The organism is Hydrogenovibrio halophilus DSM 15072 (genome assembly GCF_000384235.1).
In the GTDB taxonomy this organism is placed as follows: Bacteria; Pseudomonadota; Gammaproteobacteria; order Thiomicrospirales; family Thiomicrospiraceae; genus Hydrogenovibrio; species Hydrogenovibrio halophilus.
In genome coordinates this window covers 873,549-894,063 of the sequence record NZ_KB913033.1, presented here as the reverse complement: position 1 = coordinate 894,063, position 20,515 = coordinate 873,549, and the positions used below count along the sequence as shown (strand labels likewise).

Genomic DNA, 20,515 nt, shown 5'->3' with positions numbered 1-20,515 from the left:
TTTTTCAGTTGGCAAAATCTTCGGGGTCGTAGCCCAGGTTCGGGGCCAGCCATTTTTCGGCTTGTTCGATGGTCCAGTCTTTGCGCTGGGCGTAGTCTTCGACCTGGTCGCGGCCGATGGAGCCGACGCCGAAATAGCGGCTGTCAGGGTGCGCGAAGTAGGTGCCGGACACGGCCGCCGTCGGCGTCATGGCAAAGGATTCGGTGATTTCCAGACCGATGCGCTCATCGGGTTTGAGCAGATCCCACAAAAGGCCTTTTTCGGTGTGGTCCGGGCAGGCGGGATAGCCCGCGGCCGGGCGAATGCCCTGATAGCGTTCGGCAATCAGCGCGTCGTTGTCGAGCGCTTCGTCCGGTGCATAGCCCCAATCGGTTTTGCGCACCTGCTGGTGCAGGGTTTCGGCAAAGGCTTCGGCGAAACGGTCGGCCAGCGCCTTGAGCATGATCGCGCGATAGTCGTCGTGCGCGGCTTCAAAGCGGGCAATGTGTTCTTCGATGCCAATGCCGGTTGTGACCGCAAACACGCCGATGTAATCTTTGACGCCGGTGTCTTTGGGGGCCACAAAATCGGACAGGCAGTTGTTGGCCCCGCCGCGTTTTTTCTGCGACTGCTGGCGCAGGTGGTGGAAACGGGTCAGCACTTCCGAGCGGCTGTCGTCGGTATAGACTTCGATGTCGTCGCCCACGCGATTGGCCGGGTAAAAGCCGTACACGGCTTTGGCGGTCAGCCATTTTTCGCGCATCAAATCTTCCAGCATTTCCTTGGCGTCGGCAAAGACTTTTTTCGCTTCTTCGCCCACGACCTTGTCGTCCAGAATGCGCGGGTATTTGCCGTGCAGTTCCCAGGCCTGGAAAAACGGCGACCAGTCAAAGCGTTCCAGCAGGGTTTCCAGCGGAAAGTCTTCGATCACGCGACTGCCGAGGAAGCTGGGCTTGGTCGGGGTAAAATCCGACCAGGCCTGGTCGTCCAGCGTTTTCAGCGCCGGATTCTGACGCGCCTGTTTGATCGACACCCGCTTGACCTCTTTGGCGCGGGCCTTGCGCGCTTCGCGCACGTCGGCGTATTCGGCGCGGATTTTGTCGGCAAAGGCGGCCTTTTTGTCATGCGAGATCAGGCTTTGCGCCACGCCCACGGCGCGCGAAGCGTCCTTGACGTACACCACCGGGTGCTCGTATTGCGGTTCGATTTTGACCGCGGTATGCGCTTTGGAAGTGGTGGCCCCGCCAATCAGCAGGGGCACCTCCATGCCGCGTTCCTGCATCATTTTGGCGACATTGACCATTTCTTCCAGCGACGGGGTGATCAGGCCGCTCAGGCCCACCACATTGGCGTTTTCTTTTTCTGCCGCATCCAGAATGTCCTCGCCCGGCACCATCACGCCCAGATCGATCACGTCAAAGTTGTTGCACTGCAATACGATGCCGACGATGTTTTTGCCGATGTCGTGCACGTCGCCCTTGACCGTGGCGAGCACGATTTTGCCCTTGACCTGGCCTTCGGCTTTTTCCGCCTGCAGGTAAGGGTCAAGGTGGGCCACCGCGCGCTTCATCACCCGCGCCGATTTGACCACCTGGGGCAGGAACATTTTGCCCGCACCAAACAGGTCACCAACGATGTTCATGCCGTCCATCAGCGGGCCTTCGATCACGTTGATCGGCGCGCCCAGTTTCTGATAGGCCTCTTCGGTGTCGTCTTCAATGTAATCGGTGATGCCTTTGATCAGCGCGTGTTGCAGGCGGCTTTCCACATCGCCTTCGCGCCAGGTCAGATCGGCTTCCCGGCTGGCGGCGGTGCCGTCGCCACGGTATTCTTCGGCGATCTCCAGCAGGCGTTCGCTGGCTTCCGGGTCTTTGTTCAGAATGACGTCTTCGACCGCATCGCGCAGCTTGGGCGGAACCTCGTCGTAAATCGCCATCTGCCCGGCGTTGACGATGCCCATGTCCATGCCTTCCTTGATCGCATAGTACAGAAACACCGAGTGGATCGCTTCGCGCACCGGATTGTTGCCGCGAAAGGAAAAGGACACATTGGACACGCCGCCGGAGATTTTGGCGTGGGGCAGGTGTTGTTTGATCCAGCGCACCGCCTCAATAAAGTCGAGGCCGTAGCGATTGTGTTCCTCGATCCCGGTGGCCACGGCAAAAATATTGGGATCGAAAATGATGTCCTGCGGCGGAAAGCCGACCTTGTCCACCAGCACCCGATAGGAGCGTTCGCAGATTTCGATTTTGCGCTCATAGGTGTCGGCCTGACCGTCTTCGTCAAACGCCATAATGATCGCCGCCGCGCCATAGTCACGAACCAGCTTGGCCTGTTTGATGAACGCCTCTTCGCCTTCCTTGAGCGAGATGGAATTGACGATGCCTTTGCCCTGAATGCATTTGAGTCCGGCTTCGATCACCTCCCATTTGGAGGAGTCGATCATAATCGGCACGCGCGAAGCGTCGGGTTCGCTGGCCAGCAGGTTCAGAAATTTGACCATGCAGGCTTTGGCATCAAGCATGCCTTCGTCCATATTGACGTCGATCACCTGAGCGCCGTCTTCCACCTGTTTGACTGCGATGTCGATGGCTTCATCAAAATTGTCTTCGATGATCAGGCGTTTGAATTTGGCCGACCCGGTGACGTTGTTGCGCTCGCCCACATTCACAAACAGCGAGTCTTCGTCGATGTTGAGCGGCTCCAGCCCCGACAGGCGACAGGCCGGTGCGATCTCGGGCAGGGCGCGGGGCGTGTGATTTTTCATCGCCTGGGTAAAGGCGGCAATGTGATCGGGCGTGGTGCCGCAGCAGCCGCCGATGATATTAATCCAGCCCTTTTCCGCCCAGATTGCGATTTCGTGCGCCATCTGTTCTGGGCTTTCGTCGTATTCGCCGAATTCATTGGGCAGCCCGGCGTTGGGGTGAATCGAGACATAGGCCTCGCACACGCGGCTGAGTTCGCCCACATAGCGACGCAGTTCTTCCGGCCCCAGGGCACAGTTCAGGCCCACTGACAGCGGGTTGGCGTGGGAAACCGCATTGTAAAAGGCCTCGGTGGTCTGGCCCGACAGGGTGCGCCCGGAGGCGTCGGTGATGGTGCCCGACAGCATGATCGGGATTTCGTCGCCCAGTTCGGTCTCGATGTTTTTGACCGCAAAAATCGCGGCCTTGGCGTTGAGGGTATCAAAAATGGTTTCGATCAGAATCACGTCCGCGCCGCCGGTGATCAGGGCGCGGGTGGCTTGCTCATAGGCTTCGACCAATTGGTCAAACGTGGTGTTTCGTGCGCCCGGATCGTTCACGTCCGGCGAAATCGACGCGGTGCGATTGGTTGGCCCCAGCACCCCGGCGACAAAACGCGGTTCGCCGTCCTGGTCGGTCAGGGCATCACAGGCTCTGCGCGCCACTTCGGCCGCCGCGATGTTCAGATCGGTGACGATCGATTCCATCTCGTAATCGGCCTGGGCAATGGTGGTGGCGTTAAAGGAGTTGGTTTCAACGATGTCGGCACCGGCTTGCAGAAACTGGCGGTGGATGTTCTCGATCAACTGCGGCTGGGTCATCGCCAGAATGTCGTTGTTGCCCTGAATGTCGCACGACCAGTCGGAAAAACGCTCACCGCGAAACTCGGACTCGGTCAGTTTGAGGTTCTGAATCATGGTGCCCATGGCCCCGTCCAGACGCACAATGCGGGTTTTCAGACGGTCGCGCAACTGGGCGATGCGGGTCAGGCGCGACTGGCGCTGAGAGTCGGAAAGCGTCAAGGCAGTGTCGGAATGGGCCATAAAGGAAACTCAATCATCATTGAAATCCTTTATTTTAGCACAGGCCTGAGGGTGAAGTGGTGAGGGCACACAGCGTTCGTGCGACAAGTGCATTTTTAACCAGGCCTGGTGGTTTTCAGGCTTTGTTTCATGACCAATGTGCCTTGAGGTCAGCCTCAGTGTACAAATCAGGTTCGTCATCCAACCCGACCATGGCCTGATCAATGCTCATGCTTTTAAATGGCTGGTCATGCCAAGCAGCAGGGGAAGAATCTTTGGTGGCATCATTGGCATAGCGCGTTTCCAGAAATGCGACAAAGTCAGCCACTTCCTGACGTTTCAGGTCAGGCAGACGATTGATTTTTTCAACTAACTCATTGAGTTGCATCACGGATTCCTTTTTATATGATCAGGTTGATTTTAGCATAAAAAGGTCTGTTTCTGGCCAGGCCTGGTGGTTTTGGCAAGGAAGTCTCGTTATTGTTTCTGTTGTTTTCTATCAATTTTAAGGCTTTACCAGCTAAGCCGGGCAATGGCAGTTTTCGATCGATGCCAGGGCTTCGGCTTCGAGTTGTTGAGCTTTATACAGGTCCCAGCGGATTTGCAGATTCAGCCAAAAATCGGCCGACATGCCGAAAAATTTGCCCAGTCTCAGTGCGGTGCTTGGTGTCACACCGCGTTTTTGATTCACCAACTCATTGATTCTCTGGTAAGGCACGTGAATCGCCTCTGCCAGCGCTTTTTGCGATAGGCCCATCGGGCGAAGAAATTCCTCCACCAGCATTTCGCCGGGATGGGTTGGCACTCGATCTGTTGGAATACGAATCATCATTCACCTCAGTGATAATCAACGATTTCGACCTCGTCTGGGCCTGAATCGTTCCATTTAAAACAAATTCTGAATTGTCCGTTTATTCGAATACTGTATTGCCCCTGCCTGTCACCAGATAAAGCTTCCAGGCGGTTGCCTGGTGGGATTTTCAATTCGTCAAGCGCCACCACCGAATCCAGTTGTTCGAGCTTTCGAGCGGCAATCTTCCAAATCGTTTGAGGGCATGTTTTTCGGGCTTCCTTGGAAGCTCGCCCATTAAAAACATCCTCAACCGCTTTGTTTTTAAACGAAACAATCATGTTAGCATGATAGCACGGATTCCATGTTATTTTCAGATTGAGTATTACCAGCGCGAGTGGAGTTGCATAACCATCAGGTGATGGCCGCTTGATTATGCGGCTTTGCGTATCTTGCCCTTCAATCTTTGATAAGATGATCTTCTGTTTCAATCATGACCTCAGACGCTTTGTTATGCACCTACGTTTTTTGACATCCGACCGCTTTGCGCTGCTTTTTTGGGCGGTGATGGGTGGCTTTGTGCTGTTGGCCCTGTTTTGGCCGACTGGCCCGGTGCAGGCGTCGGAACCGGGTTCGGAACAGGTATTGGTCAGTGATCAGACTCAGCAGCGGCTTTCGTCTCAGTTGAGTGTGTTGCGGGATGCGGAATCGTCGCTTTCCTTGTCCGAAGTTCGCCAATTGCGGGCAGAGGGGGCGTTTCGTTCGCTTTCGGGCGAAGGCAAGGGGGCGACCAATTTTGGCCTGACCACCGACACCATCTGGCTGCACGGCACGCTGAAAACGGCCAGCCAGCTGCCGCCGGATTGGTGGCTGGAGGTGGCGCACGGTTCGCTGGACTGGGTCACGCTTTACTGGGGCCAGTCGGGTCAGCCGTTGAAAGCGTTGCACTCCGGTGATCGCATTCCCTGGTCGCAACAACCCGGCTGGCATCGGCATCATCTGTTCCCGATGCGGTTGTCGCCGGACACGGAGTATGAGTTTTATCTGGAAGTCCGCTCCGAAGGCACGTTGACCATACCGGTGACGCTGTGGCAACCGGAAGCCCGCTGGCAGGCGGATCAGACCAGTTACATGGTGCTGGGGATGTATTACGGCCTGTTGCTGGGGCTGATGTTTTATAACCTGTTTCTGTTTTTGTCCCTGCGCGATTCGCTGTATCTGATTTATGTGGGCTTTATCGGCTTTCTGGCGGTGGGACAGGCTGGCCTGTCGGGGCTGACCGGGCAATTTTTGTGGCCGGATCAGGCCTGGTTGGTGCATTTGAGTCCGACCGGCGGGGTGTCAGTGGCCGGGATGTTCGGGGCCCTGTTTGCGCAGCGGTTTTTGCATAAAACGGCGAAACGGTTGCGGGTGCGCTGGCTGATGCCGGTGATTTCGGCGGTGTATCTGTTCAGCTTTGTCAGCGCGGCGCTTGGCTTTTATGCGCTGGCCGCCGTCACGGTCAATCTGGTGTCGCTGGTGTTTGCGCTCAGTGCGTTGACGATTGGGGCGATCAGTTTGTATGACCGGGTGCCGGGGGCGCGTTTTTTCGTGCTGGCCTGGGCGTCGCTGCTGACCGGAGTGGTGGTGATCGCACTGCACAACATCGGCGTGCTGCCGTCCAACGGCATCACCAACAATGCGCTGTTCATCGGCTCGGCGTTTGAAATGGTGTTGCTGTCACTGGCACTGGCCGACCGGGTGCACAGCATGCAAAAGGCCCGGGACGAAGCCCGCGAACAGGTATTGGAAACCCGTCAGCAGATGGTGGAACAACTCAAAAACAGCGAACGCATGCTGGAAGACCGGGTTCAGGCGCGGACCCGCCAGTTGGAAGAAACCAACCAGCGTTTGCGCGTCAGTCAGAAACAACTCGCCCATCAGGCGCGGCACGACAGCCTGACCGGGGTCTACAACCGCTTTGGGCTCTACGAACAGCTCGAAGATTGGGTCGCGTGCGGCGACCCTCTGACGCTGGTGATGATGGATTTGAACCGGTTCAAACAGATCAACGACGAGCACGGCCATGCCGCAGGCGATCTGGTACTGCAAACCGTGTGTCAGCGCCTGGAGCAGGCCATGCCGGAAACGGCGGTATTCGGGCGTCTGGGCGGGGACGAGTTTCTGGCCCTGATACCGGACCCGCCAGAGGAAGCACAGTTGAACCAATGGCTGGCAGACTGGCAAGAAAGGGTGATGGCCCCAGTGACGCTGGAGACCGGTGAGTCCGTCTGGGTCGGCATCAGCTTCGGCCAAGTTCACTTCCCAGAAGACGGCGACCAGGTAGACACCCTAATGGCACGGGCCGATCAGGGCATGTATCAGCACAAGAAGGATCAAACGGCTCGTTAAAGCCGGGTAAGGAGTACGACCATGCCGATTATTTCCCGCTTCTTTGGCATCATCATCAGAATGTATTACGATGATCATAATCCACCCCATGTTCATGTGGAGTATTCTGGCGCGAATGCAATCTTCGATTTTAAGGGCAATATCTTAAAGGGCAATCTGGCGTCCAGAACGGCAACCAGGCTGGTTCGTGAATGGATCGATTTACACCAGCCAGAACTTGAAGAAGACTGGCAACTGGCGGTCAGTGGAAAAGAAATCAAAAAAATCCAGCCCTTGGACTAGGGAGGCTATGATGTGGCGCTTTAATCAGATCACCAAAGCCGAATATCGCGGCGATTATCGTTTCTACATTGAATATGACGATCAGGTAAAAGCCGAAATCGACCTGAGCGACTACCCTGACAAGGGTCCGATTTTTTCCCCGTTGAAAGACCAGACGTTTTTCAAACAGGCCAAGGTCGAATCCGGCACACTGGTTTGGCCCAACGAGGCCGATATTGCCCCAGAAACCCTGTATGAAAAAGTCAAAAACCGGATGCAACAAGTCGCCGAATCCGCGGGGGAATATAAACCGTCAGATTGACTTAGCTAGAAAACGGTCAGGTTATGAAGGCAGCACGAGTTTTTGTAAAACCCACCAGGCCTGGTTATTTTGCTTGTTTCGCCTCATCGATCAACTTTTGAGTGAGCTGATAGCAGCTCTGGCAAAAGTGTTCAAACCATTGGTAGTTTGCGTTATCGGGCCAGACGCCGGTTTGGCTTGTGAGTTTTCCGGTTTTGATTTGGTAGTCGGCGATGGCTCGAATGTATTCCACGCGTTGGGTTTGGTCGATCACCAGTGGCGGTAACCCGGCTTTGAGCAGTGGAATATTGGCGATCAGTCTTGCCAGACGGCCATTGCCGTCCCAGAAGGGGTGAATGTGGACAAAGCCCATATGCAGTCCGGCATAAATCTGAGGCGCGTTTTCGGGCGTGATCGCTTCTGTTTTGATGCCATTTAACGCTTCCATAAACTCGTTCATGAGCGCTTCAACGTCCAGCGGGTGGGCGTATTCGATGTAAACCGGTCGGTCATGCTTATCCACGGCATTGGTGCCATTCGGCTCCACTTTCCAATCGCCCATGGGCTTGTAAATGTCCAGCACGTTTTCGGTTTGCACGGCGAGGTGCAGCCTGCAGACAAACGCTTTATCGATCGGTTGGTTTTGGCTGACAAACTGGTAAATCAGATCAATCGCTTTGGCGTGCCCCAGAATTTCCTGATGTTCTTTGATCGGTTTGCCGGAAATGGTGAGGCCCTGTTCCAGCAAAATGGACGTATCCCCCAGGGTGAAGGTATTGCCTTCCAGAGCAGTGGAGGAATGCGTCCAGACGTCACGGATCTGATGAATCAGGGCCTGGCGACGATGTTTAGGGATGCTTTGTAAAAAGCTCAGTTTGGGTTCAATCGACTGCGGACGGTATTGGTAGCGAGTGCCGCGTTTGTGGCCGAGCCTTTCCACAAGCCCTTGCGCTTGCCAGTCGGCGAGCCATCGGCGCAGGGTTCTTTCGGACACTGTTTGTTGGATGTGCTGGTGAATCTCCAGGGTGGTGACCGGCTTGCTTTGGTTTTTCAGAAAGCTGAGCGCGTTGTTTTGAATCGCTTTTTTGTCCATATCGATCATTATACGGACATTTCTATTTTATTTTGGCCGTATTGTCCGGTTTCATGTCCTTGAACGATTTTAAGGAACAGGCGCAAAGCCATTTTGTGGGGAAGTGTACTTTTGACCAGGCTTGGTGAAAGTCGGGGTCTTGAAACCGGATTTGGTACAATGTGGTCTCTTTCAAACTTTCCTTTTTTGAGGCGCCATGCTCTGTCAGACCGACCCGGACCAATACGCGGAACAGCTTGCCAGCAAACAGGCCCGATTGCAGTCCCTTTTGGGCGAGCTGCCGCAATTTGAATGTTTTGCGCCGCCGCCAGAACATTATCGGGCGCGGGCGGAGTTTCGGGTCTGGCATGAGGGGGATCGGACCGATTACATCATGTTCGACCCCGAGACCAAGAGCAAAGTGCCGATTCACTTCTGTCCGATGGCGATTGAGTCGATTGCGGAGCTGATGGAGCCGTTGATGGACGCCATCGTGGCCGATTCGGTGTTGCGCCGCAAACTGTTTCAGGTGGATTTTCTGGCCACGCTCAGTGGCGAGATGCTGGTGACGCTGATTTATCGGCGGCCGTTGCAGTACCTGGACAGTCACGGCACCTTGCACACGGACCCGGATTGGTTGCAGGCGGCCGAAACCCTGCGCGAACGGTTGCCGATTGATCACATCATCGGCCGGGCGCGCAAGCAGAAGGTGTGTCTGGATCAGGATTTTGTCACCGAGCGCTTGCAGGTACATGACCAGGCCTGGTCGTTTCAGCAGATTGAAAACAGCTTTACCCAACCCAATCCGTACATGGCGCAGGCGATGCTGGCCTGGGCGCAGGATAGGGCGCAGCAGGCCAACCCACAAGGCGAGGGCGATCTGCTGGAACTCTATTGCGGCAACGGCCATTTTTCGATTGCGCTGGCACCGTTTTTCCGACGGGTGTTGGCCACGGAGATTTCCAAAACCTCGGTGGCGTCGGCCAAAATCAATATCGAGCAAAACGGGGTGGAAAACCTGACGGTGGTGCGCATGGCGGCCGAGGAGATTTCGGCGGCGCTGAAGGGCGAAACCTTCAAGCGCCTGAAAGACGTGCCGCTGGACGATTACCGTTTTACCACTCTGTTTCTGGACCCGCCGCGGGCTGGGCTGGACGATCTGACTCGCTCGATGGCGGCCGGGTTTGACTGGGTGATTTACATTTCCTGCAATCCGGAAACGCTGGCCCGCGATCTTGAGGTGTTGAAGGCCACGCATGAGGTGGTCAATACCGCTCTGTTCGATCAGTTTCCCTATACCCATCACATTGAAAGCGGCGTGTTGCTGCAAAGGAAAGCCCCATGATTCTGGGATTGATTGGCGCGGTGTTGATTGGGGTGAGCCTGGGGTTGCTGGGTTCTGGCGGCTCGATTCTGACGGTGCCGGTGCTGGTGTATCTGGTGGGGCAGGACCCCAAGGTGGCCATTGCCGGTTCCCTGCTGATTGTGGGCATCATCAGTGTGTTTTCAGCCTGGCCTTACGCGCGCCAGAAGATGGTGGATTGGCGCACCGCGCTGGTGTTCGGGATTCCGGGCATGTTAGGGGCGTATCTTGGGGCCTTTGGGGCGCATTTTGTGTCCAACCCGGTGCAGATGCTGGTGTTTGCGGCCCTGTTGCTGGCGGCGGCGGGGTTGATGCTGAAGCCGGTGAAAATGGATTCCGCCGGTCAGGCCCCGAAAAAGCGCGCGATCTGGAAAGTCGGTATCGACGGTCTGGTGGTGGGCGCGATCACCGGTCTGGTGGGCGTGGGCGGCGGCTTTCTGATCATTCCGGCGTTGGTGCTGATGGGCGGCTTGTCGATGCGGCTGGCCGTGGGCACCAGTCTGGTGATCATTGCCGCCAAATCGTTTGTGGGCTTTTACGAATATCTGAATGTGCTGGACGGCTTGAGCCTGTCGATTGACTGGCAGGTGGTCGGCTTGTTTTCGGTGCTGGGCATTCTGGGCGGCTGGCTGGGGCATCGCGTCAGCCACAAGGTCGATCAAACCCTGCTCAAGCGCGTGTTTGCGGTGTTTCTGATTGTGATGGGGGCGTTCATTCTGTCGCAGAATGTGTCGGCCTTGTTGTGACCGCTTGGAATGGCCTTTTTGACCAGGCCTGGTGAAAAAGGTGGTCAAGTCTTGTCATCCTGAGCGCAGCCGAAGGATATTTCCAGGCTGGCTGTGATACCGAGAGGGTCGATAAAGATCCCTCCGCTTCGGTCGGGATGACAAAATGTTGGGTCACGATGACTGGGTTATCGAATCGGCTTCTGAATCATTGAAAGATGCCTGCTTTCGCAGGAATGACGTGATTGGTGCCCCGTATCGTATGTGGTATTACGCTTCCTTGCGGTGGCCGGGGCCGCGGATGTGGGTCAGGGTGGACAGGGTTTCGCCTTCCAGATCGAATGCCTGAGCGAAGCCTTTGACAAAGCGCCCGCGCATTGGCGTCAGCGCAAACAGGTGAAAGTCGTCCAGCGTTTTGAGCATGGCCACGGTCTCGCCCAGTTGCGCCTGCATGCTTTCCATCACTGCTTCCCATTCCGGCGAATGCCGTTCGATTTCTGCCACATTGGTCTGTACGGTGACCCGCCGCCGGGTGAAGCGGTTGTCGTCGGTTTCGGGCTCGATCAGCAGCAGGCTGGCCTGAGAACCGGCCAGCAGATTGCGGGTGTGTTGCGCCAGTTCCGACAGATAGAGGCAAAAACGGTTGCGGTCGCTGATAAAGGGGGCGTAGCTGGCTTCGGGCACGCCCTGTGGATCGGTGGTGGCCAACACAGCGGTGCGGTGTTGCTGCATGAAGCTCTGACACTCCTTGAGGAGCGCACTGTTTTCGGGATCCTGCGTCATGGTCTTCCCTTATGGGTCTTTTTATCCGTGTTTGATCTCGTGCGAAGGACTCCTTATGATAGCGGTCTATGAAGCGAACCTCAAATACTGAATTCAACGGATGGGCACGATGAACCAGCCAATTGGCCGCCCTGCGCTGCTGGGCCTGTTGTGGCTGACGCTGGTGCTGTGTGCGATCTGGGCGTTGCGTCAGGGCGTTTATTCGCTGTCGTGGGCCGAATGGTGGCAGGCGTTGCATTCGCCCGGGGCGACGGGCGTGGCCACTCAGGTGGTGTGGGAGTTGCGCCTGCCCAGATTGTTGCTGGCGGCGCTGGTCGGGGCGATTCTGGGGCTGTGCGGCGCGGCGATGCAGGGGCTGTTTCGCAACCCGCTGGCGGACCCGGCGTTGATCGGCGTGTCCAGCGGGGCGGCGCTGGCGTCGGTGATGGTGATTGTGCTGGGCAGTTCGCTGGCGTTTGTGCCCGAAAACGCATTCTGGTTGCGTCCGCTGGCCGGGTTTCTGGGCGGGGTGGCGGTCACCTGGTTCATTTACCGTTTTGCCAGCCGCTACGGTCGCACCGACATCGGGGTGATGCTGCTGGCCGGGGTCGCGGTCAATGCGATGGCGGGGGCCGGAATGGGGCTGATGAGTTATCTGGCCTCGGATCAGGCATTGCGTCAGCTCACCTACTGGACGCTGGGATCGCTCAGTCAGGCGGACTGGGCGCAGGTGGGGCTGCTGCTGCCGGTGCTGATCGGCGCGTTGCTGGGGCTGATGAGTTACGCCCGTGCCTTGAATCTGTTTTTGATGGGGGACCGGGTGGTGACCCATCTGGGCCTGTCGTTGCCGGCGATGAAGCGCGCGGTGGTTTTATGGACCGCGCTGGGCGTGGGCGCGGCGGTGTCGGTCAGCGGCGTGATCGGGTTTGTGGGGCTGGTGGCGCCGCATCTGGTGCGGTTGCTGATTGGCCCGGACCATCGCTGGCTTTTGCCTGCCAGTGCGCTGATGGGCGCGTGTCTGGTGGTGGTGGCCGATACGCTGGCCAGAGGGCTGGCCGCCCCGGCGGAATTGCCGTTGGGCATTATCATGGCCGCGGTCGGCGGGCCGTTTTTCCTGTGGCTGTTGTGGCGGCATTTGCGCGGCGGACTGCTGGGAGGGCCGCATGCCTGAGACGCACCCAATTCATAATCATCTCATGCAAACGCAGGCGCTGTCGGTGCGTCTGGGCGGAAAGCTTCGCCTGAGCGGCGTGGACTTGACCCTGAAGCCGGGGGAATGTCTGGCGGTGATCGGTCCCAATGGCGCAGGCAAATCGACCCTGCTGGAATGCCTGAGCGGGGACCCTGCACCAGACAGCGGTGAGATTCGTCTGCGGGATCGGCCATTGGCAGACTGGTCGCCGGAAGCGCTGGCGCAGGTGCGGGCGGTGTTGCCGCAGCGCACCGAATTGACGTTTCCCTTTACCGTGCGTGAGGTGGTGGCGATGGGCTTGCTCTGGCCCAAAGCCGCGGACGCGCAAGCGTTGCTGAGCGACGCTCTGACCAGGTTCGCGCTGTCGGAATTGGCCGAGCGGGTCTATCCGACCCTGTCCGGCGGCGAACAGCAGCGCGCCCAGTTGGCCCGGGTCTGGCTGCAGTTTCAGCAGGGGCAGTTGTCGACAAAACAACCAGGCCTGGTGATTCTGGACGAACCGCTGGCGCATCTGGACATGCGCTATCAGCGTCAATGCCTGCAGACGTTTCAGGCCGCCTGTCGGGACGCCAATGCAGCGGTGGTGATGGTGTTGCACGATCTGCAACTGGCGGCGCAATACGCCGATCGGCTGCTGTTGCTGGATCAGGGCGAAGTCAGGGCAGAAGGCGCGCCGTCAGAGGTTCTGAAAGCGGCCACGTTGCAGGCAGTGTATCAGTGTCCGCTGACGGTGCTGACCCATCCGAGCGGTTGGCCGTTGGTGGTGCCGGGCGATTGAGTCAGGGCGTGAATTCGCGTTGCGGCTCTGCCTGGGGCGCGCCGATGTAAAAGCCCTGGGCGAAGTCAATGTTCAGTTCTCTAACGCAGTCGAAAATGCGCTGGTCGCTGACAAATTCGGCAATGGTGGCAATGCCACGCTTGCGGGCAAAACTGACAATGGATTCGACGATGTCGTAGGCATCCTGGTTGTCGGCCAGGCCTTTGATCAAGGAACCGTCGATTTTGATGTAGTCGGCGTCCAGACTCAGCAGGTGATGGTAGTTGGCGTAGCCGGCCCCGAAATCGTCGATCGCAATCTGACAGCCCCTTTGCCGGACTTTTTCAATAAAGCGGTGTACCGCCGCAAAGTCGGTGATGTCTTCCGATTCCAGAATTTCCAGGGTGACGTTCTCGGGCGCGGAACAGCTGTCGAGCAGATGCAGCAGGTGTTTGGCGTAGCTGGGCCGGGTCATGTCCAATGACGAAATGTTGATGGAAAACGGCAACCCGCATGCTTCAAACTGCTCAAACGCTTTGCTGGCCACGCGCCGCGACAATTGGTAATACTTTTTGGTGCGCTTGGACACGTCCAGAAAATAAAACGGCGACACCACCGTCTGGTCGGTGTCGATCAGGCGCACCAGACATTCATGGCGTTCAATGCGCTGGCTCTGGTAGTTGTAGATCGGCTGGAAATGCACGGTAATGCGATCGTCCTGCAACGCCTGGTTCAGTTTGGCCGACCATTTCAGATTCTGCGCGCGTTGTTCCGGCTGATCAATTTCACTGGCATAGGTGATCTGGTTGTGGTGGTGGCGCTTGGCATAACGCATGGCGATTTCCAGTGAGCGCAACAGGTTGTCTTTGGGCTCGAAGGACAACGCCAGCGTGGGGTTTGTCATGATTTCCTGATTGCGGATGCAGTAGCGCTTTTCGTTCAGGTTTTCGCGCAGTTGCTGCAGGTTGTGACTGAATTCGGTCGCATGCACGTTTTCGGCCAGCAAAACCAGCTGGTCCGAGCCCAGATGAAACAGCCGGTATTCCAGCGGTTTGTAGTAGAACACGTGCAGCATGAAGTGGATCAGGAGCTGGTCGCCGAAGCTGTGTCCGAAATATTCATTGATCTGACGGAAGTTGTCCAGATCCAGCATGGCCAGCACCGGTTTGTCGGCTTCTTCAATCGCCTCGATCAGGGCCAGACGATTGGGAATGTTCAGCAGTCGTGAAGTGGTCAGGGCGTTGTTGAGCGCCATCTGTTTGCGCACCAGTTCGGTCACTTCGTGGCGAATTGCCAGGTATTCGGCAAACTGGCCGTTTTCGTCGAACAGTGGCAGCAGCGTCATTTCCACCCAATAGGCATCCCCGCTTTTCTTGCGGTTTTTGAGGGTGCCTTTCCATGTCTGCCCGTTCTGAATGGTTTGCCACATATCCTGGAACGTGGCTCTGGGGGTGTCGGGGTGGCGCAGGATACTGTGGGGCTGGCCAATGAGTTCCTTGCGGGTGTAGCCGGTCAGCGCCAGCAGATGGTCGTTGACGTAAGTGATGCGCCCGGCGGCGTCCGAACGCGACACCAGATTGCTTTCGTCCAGCGCCTGATTGATCTGGCGGTTGATCAGCTGGGCTTTCTGCGCCTGTTTTTTGTAGCTGATCAGGTCGGTCCAGTCCTGAAGGAAGCCGTAAAATTCGACCGCCTGCCCCTGTTCGTCGCGGATGATTTCGGTGGTGTCCTTGACCCATATCCAGTCGCCCTGTTTGTTCTGAAGCCGATAGGGACGGTGCTCGAATTCGCTGGAACCGTTGTCCAGTGCATGGGCGACTTCCTTGTCGACCCGGTCCCGGTCATCCGGGTGCACCAGTTCGGCGTAGCTCAGATCGCCATTGCAAAAACGCTCTGGCGCATACCCAAGCAGCGCCTGAATCGGCGTGGAAGCATAAATCACCGGCCAGCCGGGGCGATTTTCCCAGCGCATAAACGCGAACGGGGCTTTGTTGAGGTAGGTTTCGAATGGCTGGGTCATAAAATTCAGCTTGGAGAGTGACATTAAATGGTAAGCAAAAACCCTGTAAATGTAAAGTTTTATGCCTATGGAATTCGGTCGATTCGTCTATGATTCAATGGGGTTGGGCGCATGGTTTGGGCGTGATAAAGCCCCATGGAAGGTGTAGAATAATGGCTTTTATCCAAGAGCCGAAAGCGTTGCTTATGTCTGTCGATGCCGTTGTCAAAGCCCTGCCAAGCCATTACCGTCCGCCCAAGGCCATTCTGAAGCCGGTGGGACGCGCGCTGGCGCAATACAGCATGATTCGCGAAGGCGACCGGATATTGCTCGGTTTGTCCGGCGGCAAAGACTCCCTTTCCCTGCTGATGGTGTTGCGCCATCTGCAACGTCACTCCCCGGTCAAGTTCGAGCTGGCGGCCTGCACCATCGACCCGGAAATTCCGGGATTCGACCCCACGCCACTGAAAGACTGGCTGGGCGAGCTGGAGATTCCGTTTTTTTATGAAGCCGAAGACATGGTGGCGCTGGCCGACCAGTACATGAAAGGCAATTCGTTTTGCAGTTTTTGTGCGCGGCAGAAGCGCGGCAAGCTTTATACCGTCTGTCGGCGCGAAGGCTACAACGTGCTGGCGCTGGCCCAGCATCTGGACGATCTGGCGGAAAGTCTGATGATTTCGGCGTTCAATGCCGGGGAGTTGCGCACCATGAAGGCGCACTATCTGAACAACGACGAGGACATCCGCATTATCCGCCCGCTGGTGCGGGTGCGTGAGAATCAGTGCCGGGATTTTGCCGAAACGGCGGGCCTGCCGGTGATTCAGGACAATTGCCCGGCCTGCTATGACAAGCCCCAGGAGCGGGAACGGATGAAACAACTGTTGCTGAACGAAGAGCAGCACAACAAACATCTGTACGCCAATCTGTGGCGGGCGATGCAGCCGCTGATTGGCGATGACAACCATGCCGGTCAGGCACAACTGAACGCGACCGAATCCGATGGATAAGTTCAAGGCCGCTCTGGTCCGTGGTCTGCTCAGAACGCTGTCCTGGTTGCCTCTGCGTGCCAATCATGCGCTGGGCACCGCTTTGGGATGGGCGCTGTGGTGGCTGCCCAACCCGGTCAAACGGGTTTCCCGCATCAATATCGACACCGCTTTTCCCGATAAGGACGCTGAGCAGAAACGGACGCTGTTGAAGCAGAGCCTGGTGGAGCTGGGCAAAACCGCGACCGAACTGGGTCCGATCTGGTGCTGGCCGGTGGAGAAGGTGCTGGCCAGAGTTCAGCGGGTGGAAGGCGAAGCCCATTTGCAGGCGGCGTTTGCACAGGGGCGGGGTGTGATGATGCTGTCCCCTCACATCGGAGCCTGGGAAGTGGCCGGGCTGTACATGGCGCAGTATTATCCGATGACGACCTTGTATCGTCCGCCCAATCTGCCGGCGCTGGAGCCGTTTATGTTGACAGTGCGTCAGCGTACCGGAGCCAGATTGTTGCCCACAGACATCAAGGGGGTGCGTGGTTTGCGTCAGGCTCTGGACCGCAACGAACTGGTCGGGATTCTGCCCGATCAGGACCCTGGCAAACGCGGCAGTGTCCATGCGCCGTTTTTCGGGCATCCGGCGCGGACCATGCTGCTGGTGTCGAAACTGGCCTCGAAAACCGATTGCGCCGCGGTGACCATTCTGGCCGAGCGTCTGCCCAAGGGGCAGGGTTATGTGTTGCATGTGCAACCGGTTGAGACCCCCATTGCCAGCGCGGAATCACAGGAAGCGGCCACGGCACTGAACCAGACGGTGGAAACGCTCGTGCGCCAATTTCCGGCGCAATATCAATGGAGCTACAAACGCTACAAACACCCGCCAGCCGGTGTCGCCAACCCTTATAAATCCAAATCATAAACCCAAACCATCTTAAGTCGCCTTTCAGAGACAAAAAAACCACCAGGCCTGGTGGTTTTTGCATGGGCTTATTGGCGATCCGATCTTAGCGGATCAGGATCAGTGGTTTGCGGTTGTTGGCCAGCATTTTCAGGGTGAAGCTGCCGAAAAACAGACTGCGCAGTTTGCCATGATTGAACGCGCCCATGACGGTCATGTCCAGATCGTGCTGGTTCTGGTAATCCAGCAAGGCCTGTTGGGCGTCGCCTTCGACATGGGCCAGAGTCGGCTCAATGCCCGCGGCTTTGAGGGTTTCACCGGCCTTGTCCAGCAGCGATCTGGCCTCTGACGGCTTGTCGCCCGCCGTGACCACATGCACGTCCATGCCTTTGTAAAGCGGGCTTTCCGCCACCATTTTCAGCGCCTTGTCCGCGCCTTCGGAGCGGTTGTAGGCCAGCATCAATGACTTGGGTTCCTTGAAGTCGCCGTTGACGATGAAGATCGGGCGGTGCAGGCTGCGAATGGTTTCTTCGATCTGGGCACCGATGTGGTTTTCGTCCTGTTCGTGGTCTTCACCGCGCACGCCGATCACCAGTACCCGGATTTCGTCTTCCAGATCCTTGATCGCTTCGGCCACGCCGCCGTGACGCTGACGGGTGATCACTTCTTTCAGGGCCTGACCGTCAATGCGGGCTTTGGCTTTTGCCAGCATTTCCTTGCCGGCGGCAATCAGCGCTTTACTTTCTTTCTGCTCGTCTTCGGCCAGGGTTTTGGACAGATGCTCACGCATATTGGGCGTGAGGTTGCCGGAACGGTTGGTGTGTTCCAGCAGCATCGAATGTTCAATGCTGTGAACCAGTTCCAGCGGCGAGTTGACACGACCCGCGATCCAGGCCGAATAGTCGGCCACGGCATCACTGATGTAGGAACCATCAATGCAGGACAGGACCCATTTTTGTTCCAAGGCTTGCATCAGTGACCTCCCATGACTTTTTCGATGTGTTCGGGTTTGTCGTGTACGGCGTATTTGTCTACCAGCGTCTCACTGGCTTCATTGAGTCCGATGATGTCCACATCCGCCCCTTCGCGTTTGAGTTTGATGACCACTTTGTCCAGCGCATAAATGGCGCTGATGTCCCAGAAATGGGCACGATGGACGTCGATAATAACCTTGTCCACAGCCTCTTTAAAATCAAAATAACTTATGAACTTATCGGACGAGTTGAAGAACACCTGACCGATCACCGTGTAGGTGCGGGTGCCGGTGGCGTCGTCAAAGTGGTTCTGCACCGTCATGAATTCGCGCAGACGTCCGGCCAGGAACAAGGCGGCCAATACCACGCCGGTGATCACGCCGAACGCCAGGTTGTGGGTCCAGACGGTGACGATCACGGTGGCCAGCATCACGATGGTGGCGCTGGGCGGGTTGGTTTTGATTTCGGCCAGCGAGTGCCAGTTAAAGGTCCCAATGGACACCATGATCATCACCGCGACCAATGCGGCCATGGGCACCACCGACAGATAGTCGGCCACAAACACCACCATGATCAGCAGAAACAGGCCTGCGGAGAAGGTGGACAAGCGTCCGCGCCCACCGGATTTGACGTTGATGATCGACTGGCCGATCATCGCACAGCCGGCCATGCCGCCCAGAAAGCCCGAACCGATGTTGGCGATGCCTTGGCCTTTGCATTCGCGCTGCTTGTCGCTGTCGGTGTCGGTCATTTCGTCCAGTACCTGCGCGGTCATCAGGGATTCGAGCAGGCCGACAATGGCAATGGCGACCGAGTAGGGCAGAATGATCCACAACGTCTCAAAATTCAATGGAATGTCGGGGAACAGAAAAATCGGCAGGGTGTCGGGCAAGTCGCCCATGTCGCCGATGGTGCGGACATTGTCCAGCCCCATCAGTACCGCGATCAGCGTGATCACAATGATGGTGACCAGCGGTGAGGGCAGCATGTGACCGATTTTGGGAATGTAGGGAAACCCGTAGATGATCGCCAGCCCCAGTGCGGTCAGCGCATACACGTGCCAGGTCACATTGGTCAGTTCCGGTAGCTGAGCCATGAATATCAGGATCGCCAAGGCGTTTAAAAAACCGACCATCACCGAGCGGGAAATGTAGCTGATCAGGGTCTGCAAATTCAGATACCCGGCCACAATCTGCAAGACACCGGCAAAAATACTGGCGGCCAACAGGTACTCCAGCCCGTGCTCTTTGACCAGCGTCACCATCAGCAGTGCGGTGGCGGCGGTGGCGGCGGAGATCATGCCCGGACGCCCGCCGACGATGGCGATGATCACGGCAATGGCAAAGGAAGCGTAAAGTCCGACTTTGGGATCGACGCCGGCAATAATGGAAAAGGCAATGGCCTCGGGAATCAGGGCCAGCGCCACGACAATGCCCGCAAGCAGGTCGCCGCGCACATTGCCCAGCCAGTCTTTTTTGGTTTGTGATAACAGCATAGTAAGGTAACCCTATCGAAAACGAATGAAAATGCGATGACGGTTGTGTGACGCTTCGGTTGAGAGAAGCGGATGGTTCACTATGGCGGCGTAAAAGACAAAACGGCTTCCTTTGTATCAGTGGGAAAGAATCAATGAAGCGCGCATTCTAGTGAATAAGTGCTTGAAAGGCAAGCAAATGGCAGAGGGTGTACAGGCGTCAGCGCGGCTTTCGCTGGTAAATGGACCAGGCCTGGTAAGTTTTGTCATCGTCTTTGTTATCAGGGAGCCAGCCTTGTCCATAGAGATTCAGGGTCAGGGGTTCGCACCCTGCTTGCTGGGGCAAACGCTGCAATTCGCCCGGTTGCAGGTAAAAGTCCGGATTGCCGGGGCCGTTTGGCTGAACCGGGGCAAGAAAGGTCTGCACAAACAGCTTTCCGCCCGGCTTGAGCGCCTGGACGATTTGCGGCCAGAGGGCGCGATGGAGGTAGTGGGTCACGGTGATCACATCAAAGCGCTGAAACGGAAACAGCATCTGTTCCAGATCGGCGATGCTGACCTGAATCGGCAGGCGATGGACTGCGGCCCAGTTGTTGAGGTGCTTGAGGGCCTCTTCGCTGATGTCCCAGGCGTCAACCGGCAGGCCGCATTGGGCCAGCAAACGGGCGTTGCCGCCCAGACCGCAGGCCAGGTCCAGTGCCTGACCGCGAAACGGCAATTGATCCAGATGGTTTTGCAGCACCCAGCTTGCCGCCACCGGCGCGGTCGGGTCGGTATTAGCGTAACGTTGATCCCATTTTTCCGCTGGTGTCATAAGGACCTCAGTGTCGC

General features: G+C 57.1%; 19 protein-coding genes. 9 read left to right on the top strand and 10 right to left on the bottom strand.

The window, feature by feature from the left end:
- Positions 1-4 precede the first annotated feature (4 nt).
- The 4 genes from metH to A377_RS0104265 form a co-directional block, all read right to left on the bottom strand.
- Positions 5-3,766 (bottom strand): methionine synthase, encoded by a 3,762-nt coding sequence (gene metH / locus A377_RS0104280; protein ID WP_019894932.1) that lies wholly within the window; start codon positions 3,764-3,766, stop codon positions 5-7.
- Positions 3,767-3,893: 127 nt separating this feature from the next.
- On the bottom strand, positions 3,894-4,133 hold the full coding sequence (locus tag A377_RS0104275) for a DUF2281 domain-containing protein (RefSeq protein ID WP_019894931.1): 240 nt from the start codon (positions 4,131-4,133) through the stop codon (positions 3,894-3,896).
- 132 nt (positions 4,134-4,265) lie between these two features.
- Entirely contained in the window at positions 4,266-4,577 is a 312-nt protein-coding gene (locus tag A377_RS0104270) for a HigA family addiction module antitoxin (RefSeq protein ID WP_245546767.1), read from the bottom strand.
- Positions 4,578-4,582: 5 nt separating this feature from the next.
- The gene (locus A377_RS0104265; protein ID WP_019894929.1) at positions 4,583-5,026 is read right to left on the bottom strand and encodes a type II toxin-antitoxin system RelE/ParE family toxin; all 444 of its coding nucleotides are present in this window, start codon (positions 5,024-5,026) and stop codon (positions 4,583-4,585) included.
- Positions 5,027-5,048: 22 nt separating this feature from the next.
- Between A377_RS0104265 and A377_RS0104260 the strand changes: the two genes are divergently transcribed.
- From A377_RS0104260 to A377_RS0104250, 3 genes are read left to right on the top strand one after another with little or no spacing between them, the layout of a single operon-like run.
- Positions 5,049-6,926, top strand: coding sequence for a sensor domain-containing diguanylate cyclase (locus tag A377_RS0104260; RefSeq protein WP_019894928.1), 1,878 nt, complete (start codon positions 5,049-5,051; stop codon positions 6,924-6,926).
- Positions 6,927-6,947: 21 nt separating this feature from the next.
- Entirely contained in the window at positions 6,948-7,208 is a 261-nt protein-coding gene (locus tag A377_RS0104255) for a DUF4160 domain-containing protein (protein ID WP_019894927.1), read from the top strand.
- Between the two features lie 7 nt (positions 7,209-7,215).
- Entirely contained in the window at positions 7,216-7,509 is a 294-nt protein-coding gene (locus A377_RS0104250) for a DUF2442 domain-containing protein (RefSeq protein ID WP_211209280.1), read from the top strand.
- Between the two features lie 64 nt (positions 7,510-7,573).
- Here A377_RS0104250 and A377_RS0104245 read toward each other — a convergent pair whose 3' ends face one another.
- Positions 7,574-8,590, bottom strand: coding sequence for a Fic family protein (locus A377_RS0104245; protein ID WP_019894925.1), 1,017 nt, complete (start codon positions 8,588-8,590; stop codon positions 7,574-7,576).
- Between the two features lie 187 nt (positions 8,591-8,777).
- On the opposite strand from A377_RS0104245, the gene trmA reads away from it, so the two are divergent.
- Positions 8,778-9,905, top strand: a complete 1,128-nt coding sequence (trmA, locus tag A377_RS0104240; protein WP_019894921.1) for a tRNA (uridine(54)-C5)-methyltransferase TrmA — start codon at positions 8,778-8,780, stop codon at positions 9,903-9,905.
- Positions 9,902-10,669: a sulfite exporter TauE/SafE family protein gene (locus A377_RS0104235; RefSeq protein WP_019894920.1), complete on the top strand. Its 768-nt coding sequence runs from the start codon at positions 9,902-9,904 to the stop codon at positions 10,667-10,669. The genes trmA and A377_RS0104235 overlap by 4 nt, the downstream gene beginning before the upstream one ends.
- Before the next feature lie 249 nt (positions 10,670-10,918).
- Here the strand turns inward: A377_RS0104235 and A377_RS11830 are convergent, their stop codons facing one another.
- On the bottom strand, positions 10,919-11,431 hold the full coding sequence (locus tag A377_RS11830; RefSeq protein WP_019894919.1) for a HugZ family pyridoxamine 5'-phosphate oxidase: 513 nt from the start codon (positions 11,429-11,431) through the stop codon (positions 10,919-10,921).
- Positions 11,432-11,540: 109 nt separating this feature from the next.
- On the opposite strand from A377_RS11830, the gene A377_RS0104225 reads away from it, so the two are divergent.
- Together A377_RS0104225 and A377_RS0104220 are read left to right on the top strand one after the other, a co-directional pair.
- The gene (locus A377_RS0104225) at positions 11,541-12,581 is read left to right on the top strand and encodes a FecCD family ABC transporter permease (protein ID WP_019894918.1); all 1,041 of its coding nucleotides are present in this window, start codon (positions 11,541-11,543) and stop codon (positions 12,579-12,581) included.
- Entirely contained in the window at positions 12,574-13,380 is an 807-nt protein-coding gene (locus A377_RS0104220; RefSeq protein WP_083919094.1) for a heme ABC transporter ATP-binding protein, read from the top strand. Before A377_RS0104225 ends, A377_RS0104220 begins: the two co-directional genes overlap by 8 nt.
- A 1-nt stretch (position 13,381) precedes the next feature.
- Here the strand turns inward: A377_RS0104220 and A377_RS0104215 are convergent, their stop codons facing one another.
- Positions 13,382-15,379: an EAL domain-containing protein gene (locus A377_RS0104215; protein ID WP_169338006.1), complete on the bottom strand. Its 1,998-nt coding sequence runs from the start codon at positions 15,377-15,379 to the stop codon at positions 13,382-13,384.
- 185 nt (positions 15,380-15,564) lie between these two features.
- Here A377_RS0104215 and A377_RS0104210 point away from each other — a divergent pair, with 185 nt between their 5' ends.
- Positions 15,565-16,365: a tRNA 2-thiocytidine(32) synthetase TtcA gene (locus A377_RS0104210; RefSeq protein WP_019894915.1), complete on the top strand. Its 801-nt coding sequence runs from the start codon at positions 15,565-15,567 to the stop codon at positions 16,363-16,365.
- Positions 16,358-17,257, top strand: coding sequence for a lysophospholipid acyltransferase family protein (locus A377_RS0104205; protein ID WP_019894914.1), 900 nt, complete (start codon positions 16,358-16,360; stop codon positions 17,255-17,257). The genes A377_RS0104210 and A377_RS0104205 overlap by 8 nt, the downstream gene beginning before the upstream one ends.
- Before the next feature lie 85 nt (positions 17,258-17,342).
- Here the strand turns inward: A377_RS0104205 and A377_RS0104200 are convergent, their stop codons facing one another.
- The 3 genes from A377_RS0104200 to A377_RS11825 all read right to left on the bottom strand — a co-directional run bounded on the left by A377_RS0104200 (position 17,343) and on the right by A377_RS11825 (position 20,498).
- Positions 17,343-18,209, bottom strand: coding sequence for a universal stress protein (locus A377_RS0104200; RefSeq protein ID WP_019894913.1), 867 nt, complete (start codon positions 18,207-18,209; stop codon positions 17,343-17,345).
- On the bottom strand, positions 18,209-19,705 hold the full coding sequence (locus A377_RS0104195) for a SulP family inorganic anion transporter (RefSeq protein WP_019894912.1): 1,497 nt from the start codon (positions 19,703-19,705) through the stop codon (positions 18,209-18,211). The genes A377_RS0104200 and A377_RS0104195 overlap by 1 nt, the downstream gene beginning before the upstream one ends.
- A gap of 199 nt (positions 19,706-19,904) precedes the next feature.
- Entirely contained in the window at positions 19,905-20,498 is a 594-nt protein-coding gene (locus tag A377_RS11825; RefSeq protein ID WP_019894911.1) for a class I SAM-dependent methyltransferase, read from the bottom strand.
- Between the last annotated feature and the right edge of the window lie 17 nt (positions 20,499-20,515).

What these genes read in the sequence shown, in the direction of transcription:
- A377_RS0104250 (WP_211209280.1), top strand. Translation starts at nt 7,216, where the DNA reads ATGATGTGGCGCTTTAATCAGATCACCAAAGCCGAATATCGCGGCGAT.
- A377_RS0104205 (WP_019894914.1), top strand. Translation starts at nt 16,358, where the DNA reads ATGGATAAGTTCAAGGCCGCTCTGGTCCGTGGTCTGCTCAGAACGCTG.
- A377_RS0104220 (WP_083919094.1), top strand. Translation starts at nt 12,574, where the DNA reads ATGCCTGAGACGCACCCAATTCATAATCATCTCATGCAAACGCAGGCG.
- A377_RS0104215 (WP_169338006.1), bottom strand. Translation starts at nt 15,379, where the DNA reads ATGACCCAGCCATTCGAAACCTACCTCAACAAAGCCCCGTTCGCGTTT.
- A377_RS0104260 (WP_019894928.1), top strand. Translation starts at nt 5,049, where the DNA reads ATGCACCTACGTTTTTTGACATCCGACCGCTTTGCGCTGCTTTTTTGG.
- A377_RS0104245 (WP_019894925.1), bottom strand. Translation starts at nt 8,590, where the DNA reads ATGATCGATATGGACAAAAAAGCGATTCAAAACAACGCGCTCAGCTTT.
- A377_RS0104235 (WP_019894920.1), top strand. Translation starts at nt 9,902, where the DNA reads ATGATTCTGGGATTGATTGGCGCGGTGTTGATTGGGGTGAGCCTGGGG.
- A377_RS11830 (WP_019894919.1), bottom strand. Translation starts at nt 11,431, where the DNA reads ATGACGCAGGATCCCGAAAACAGTGCGCTCCTCAAGGAGTGTCAGAGC.
- A377_RS0104270 (WP_245546767.1), bottom strand. Translation starts at nt 4,577, where the DNA reads ATGATGATTCGTATTCCAACAGATCGAGTGCCAACCCATCCCGGCGAA.
- trmA (WP_019894921.1), top strand. Translation starts at nt 8,778, where the DNA reads ATGCTCTGTCAGACCGACCCGGACCAATACGCGGAACAGCTTGCCAGC.
- A377_RS0104225 (WP_019894918.1), top strand. Translation starts at nt 11,541, where the DNA reads ATGAACCAGCCAATTGGCCGCCCTGCGCTGCTGGGCCTGTTGTGGCTG.
- A377_RS0104200 (WP_019894913.1), bottom strand. Translation starts at nt 18,209, where the DNA reads ATGCAAGCCTTGGAACAAAAATGGGTCCTGTCCTGCATTGATGGTTCC.
- A377_RS0104195 (WP_019894912.1), bottom strand. Translation starts at nt 19,705, where the DNA reads ATGCTGTTATCACAAACCAAAAAAGACTGGCTGGGCAATGTGCGCGGC.
- A377_RS0104255 (WP_019894927.1), top strand. Translation starts at nt 6,948, where the DNA reads ATGCCGATTATTTCCCGCTTCTTTGGCATCATCATCAGAATGTATTAC.
- metH (WP_019894932.1), bottom strand. Translation starts at nt 3,766, where the DNA reads ATGGCCCATTCCGACACTGCCTTGACGCTTTCCGACTCTCAGCGCCAG.
- A377_RS11825 (WP_019894911.1), bottom strand. Translation starts at nt 20,498, where the DNA reads ATGACACCAGCGGAAAAATGGGATCAACGTTACGCTAATACCGACCCG.
- A377_RS0104210 (WP_019894915.1), top strand. Translation starts at nt 15,565, where the DNA reads ATGTCTGTCGATGCCGTTGTCAAAGCCCTGCCAAGCCATTACCGTCCG.
- A377_RS0104275 (WP_019894931.1), bottom strand. Translation starts at nt 4,133, where the DNA reads ATGCAACTCAATGAGTTAGTTGAAAAAATCAATCGTCTGCCTGACCTG.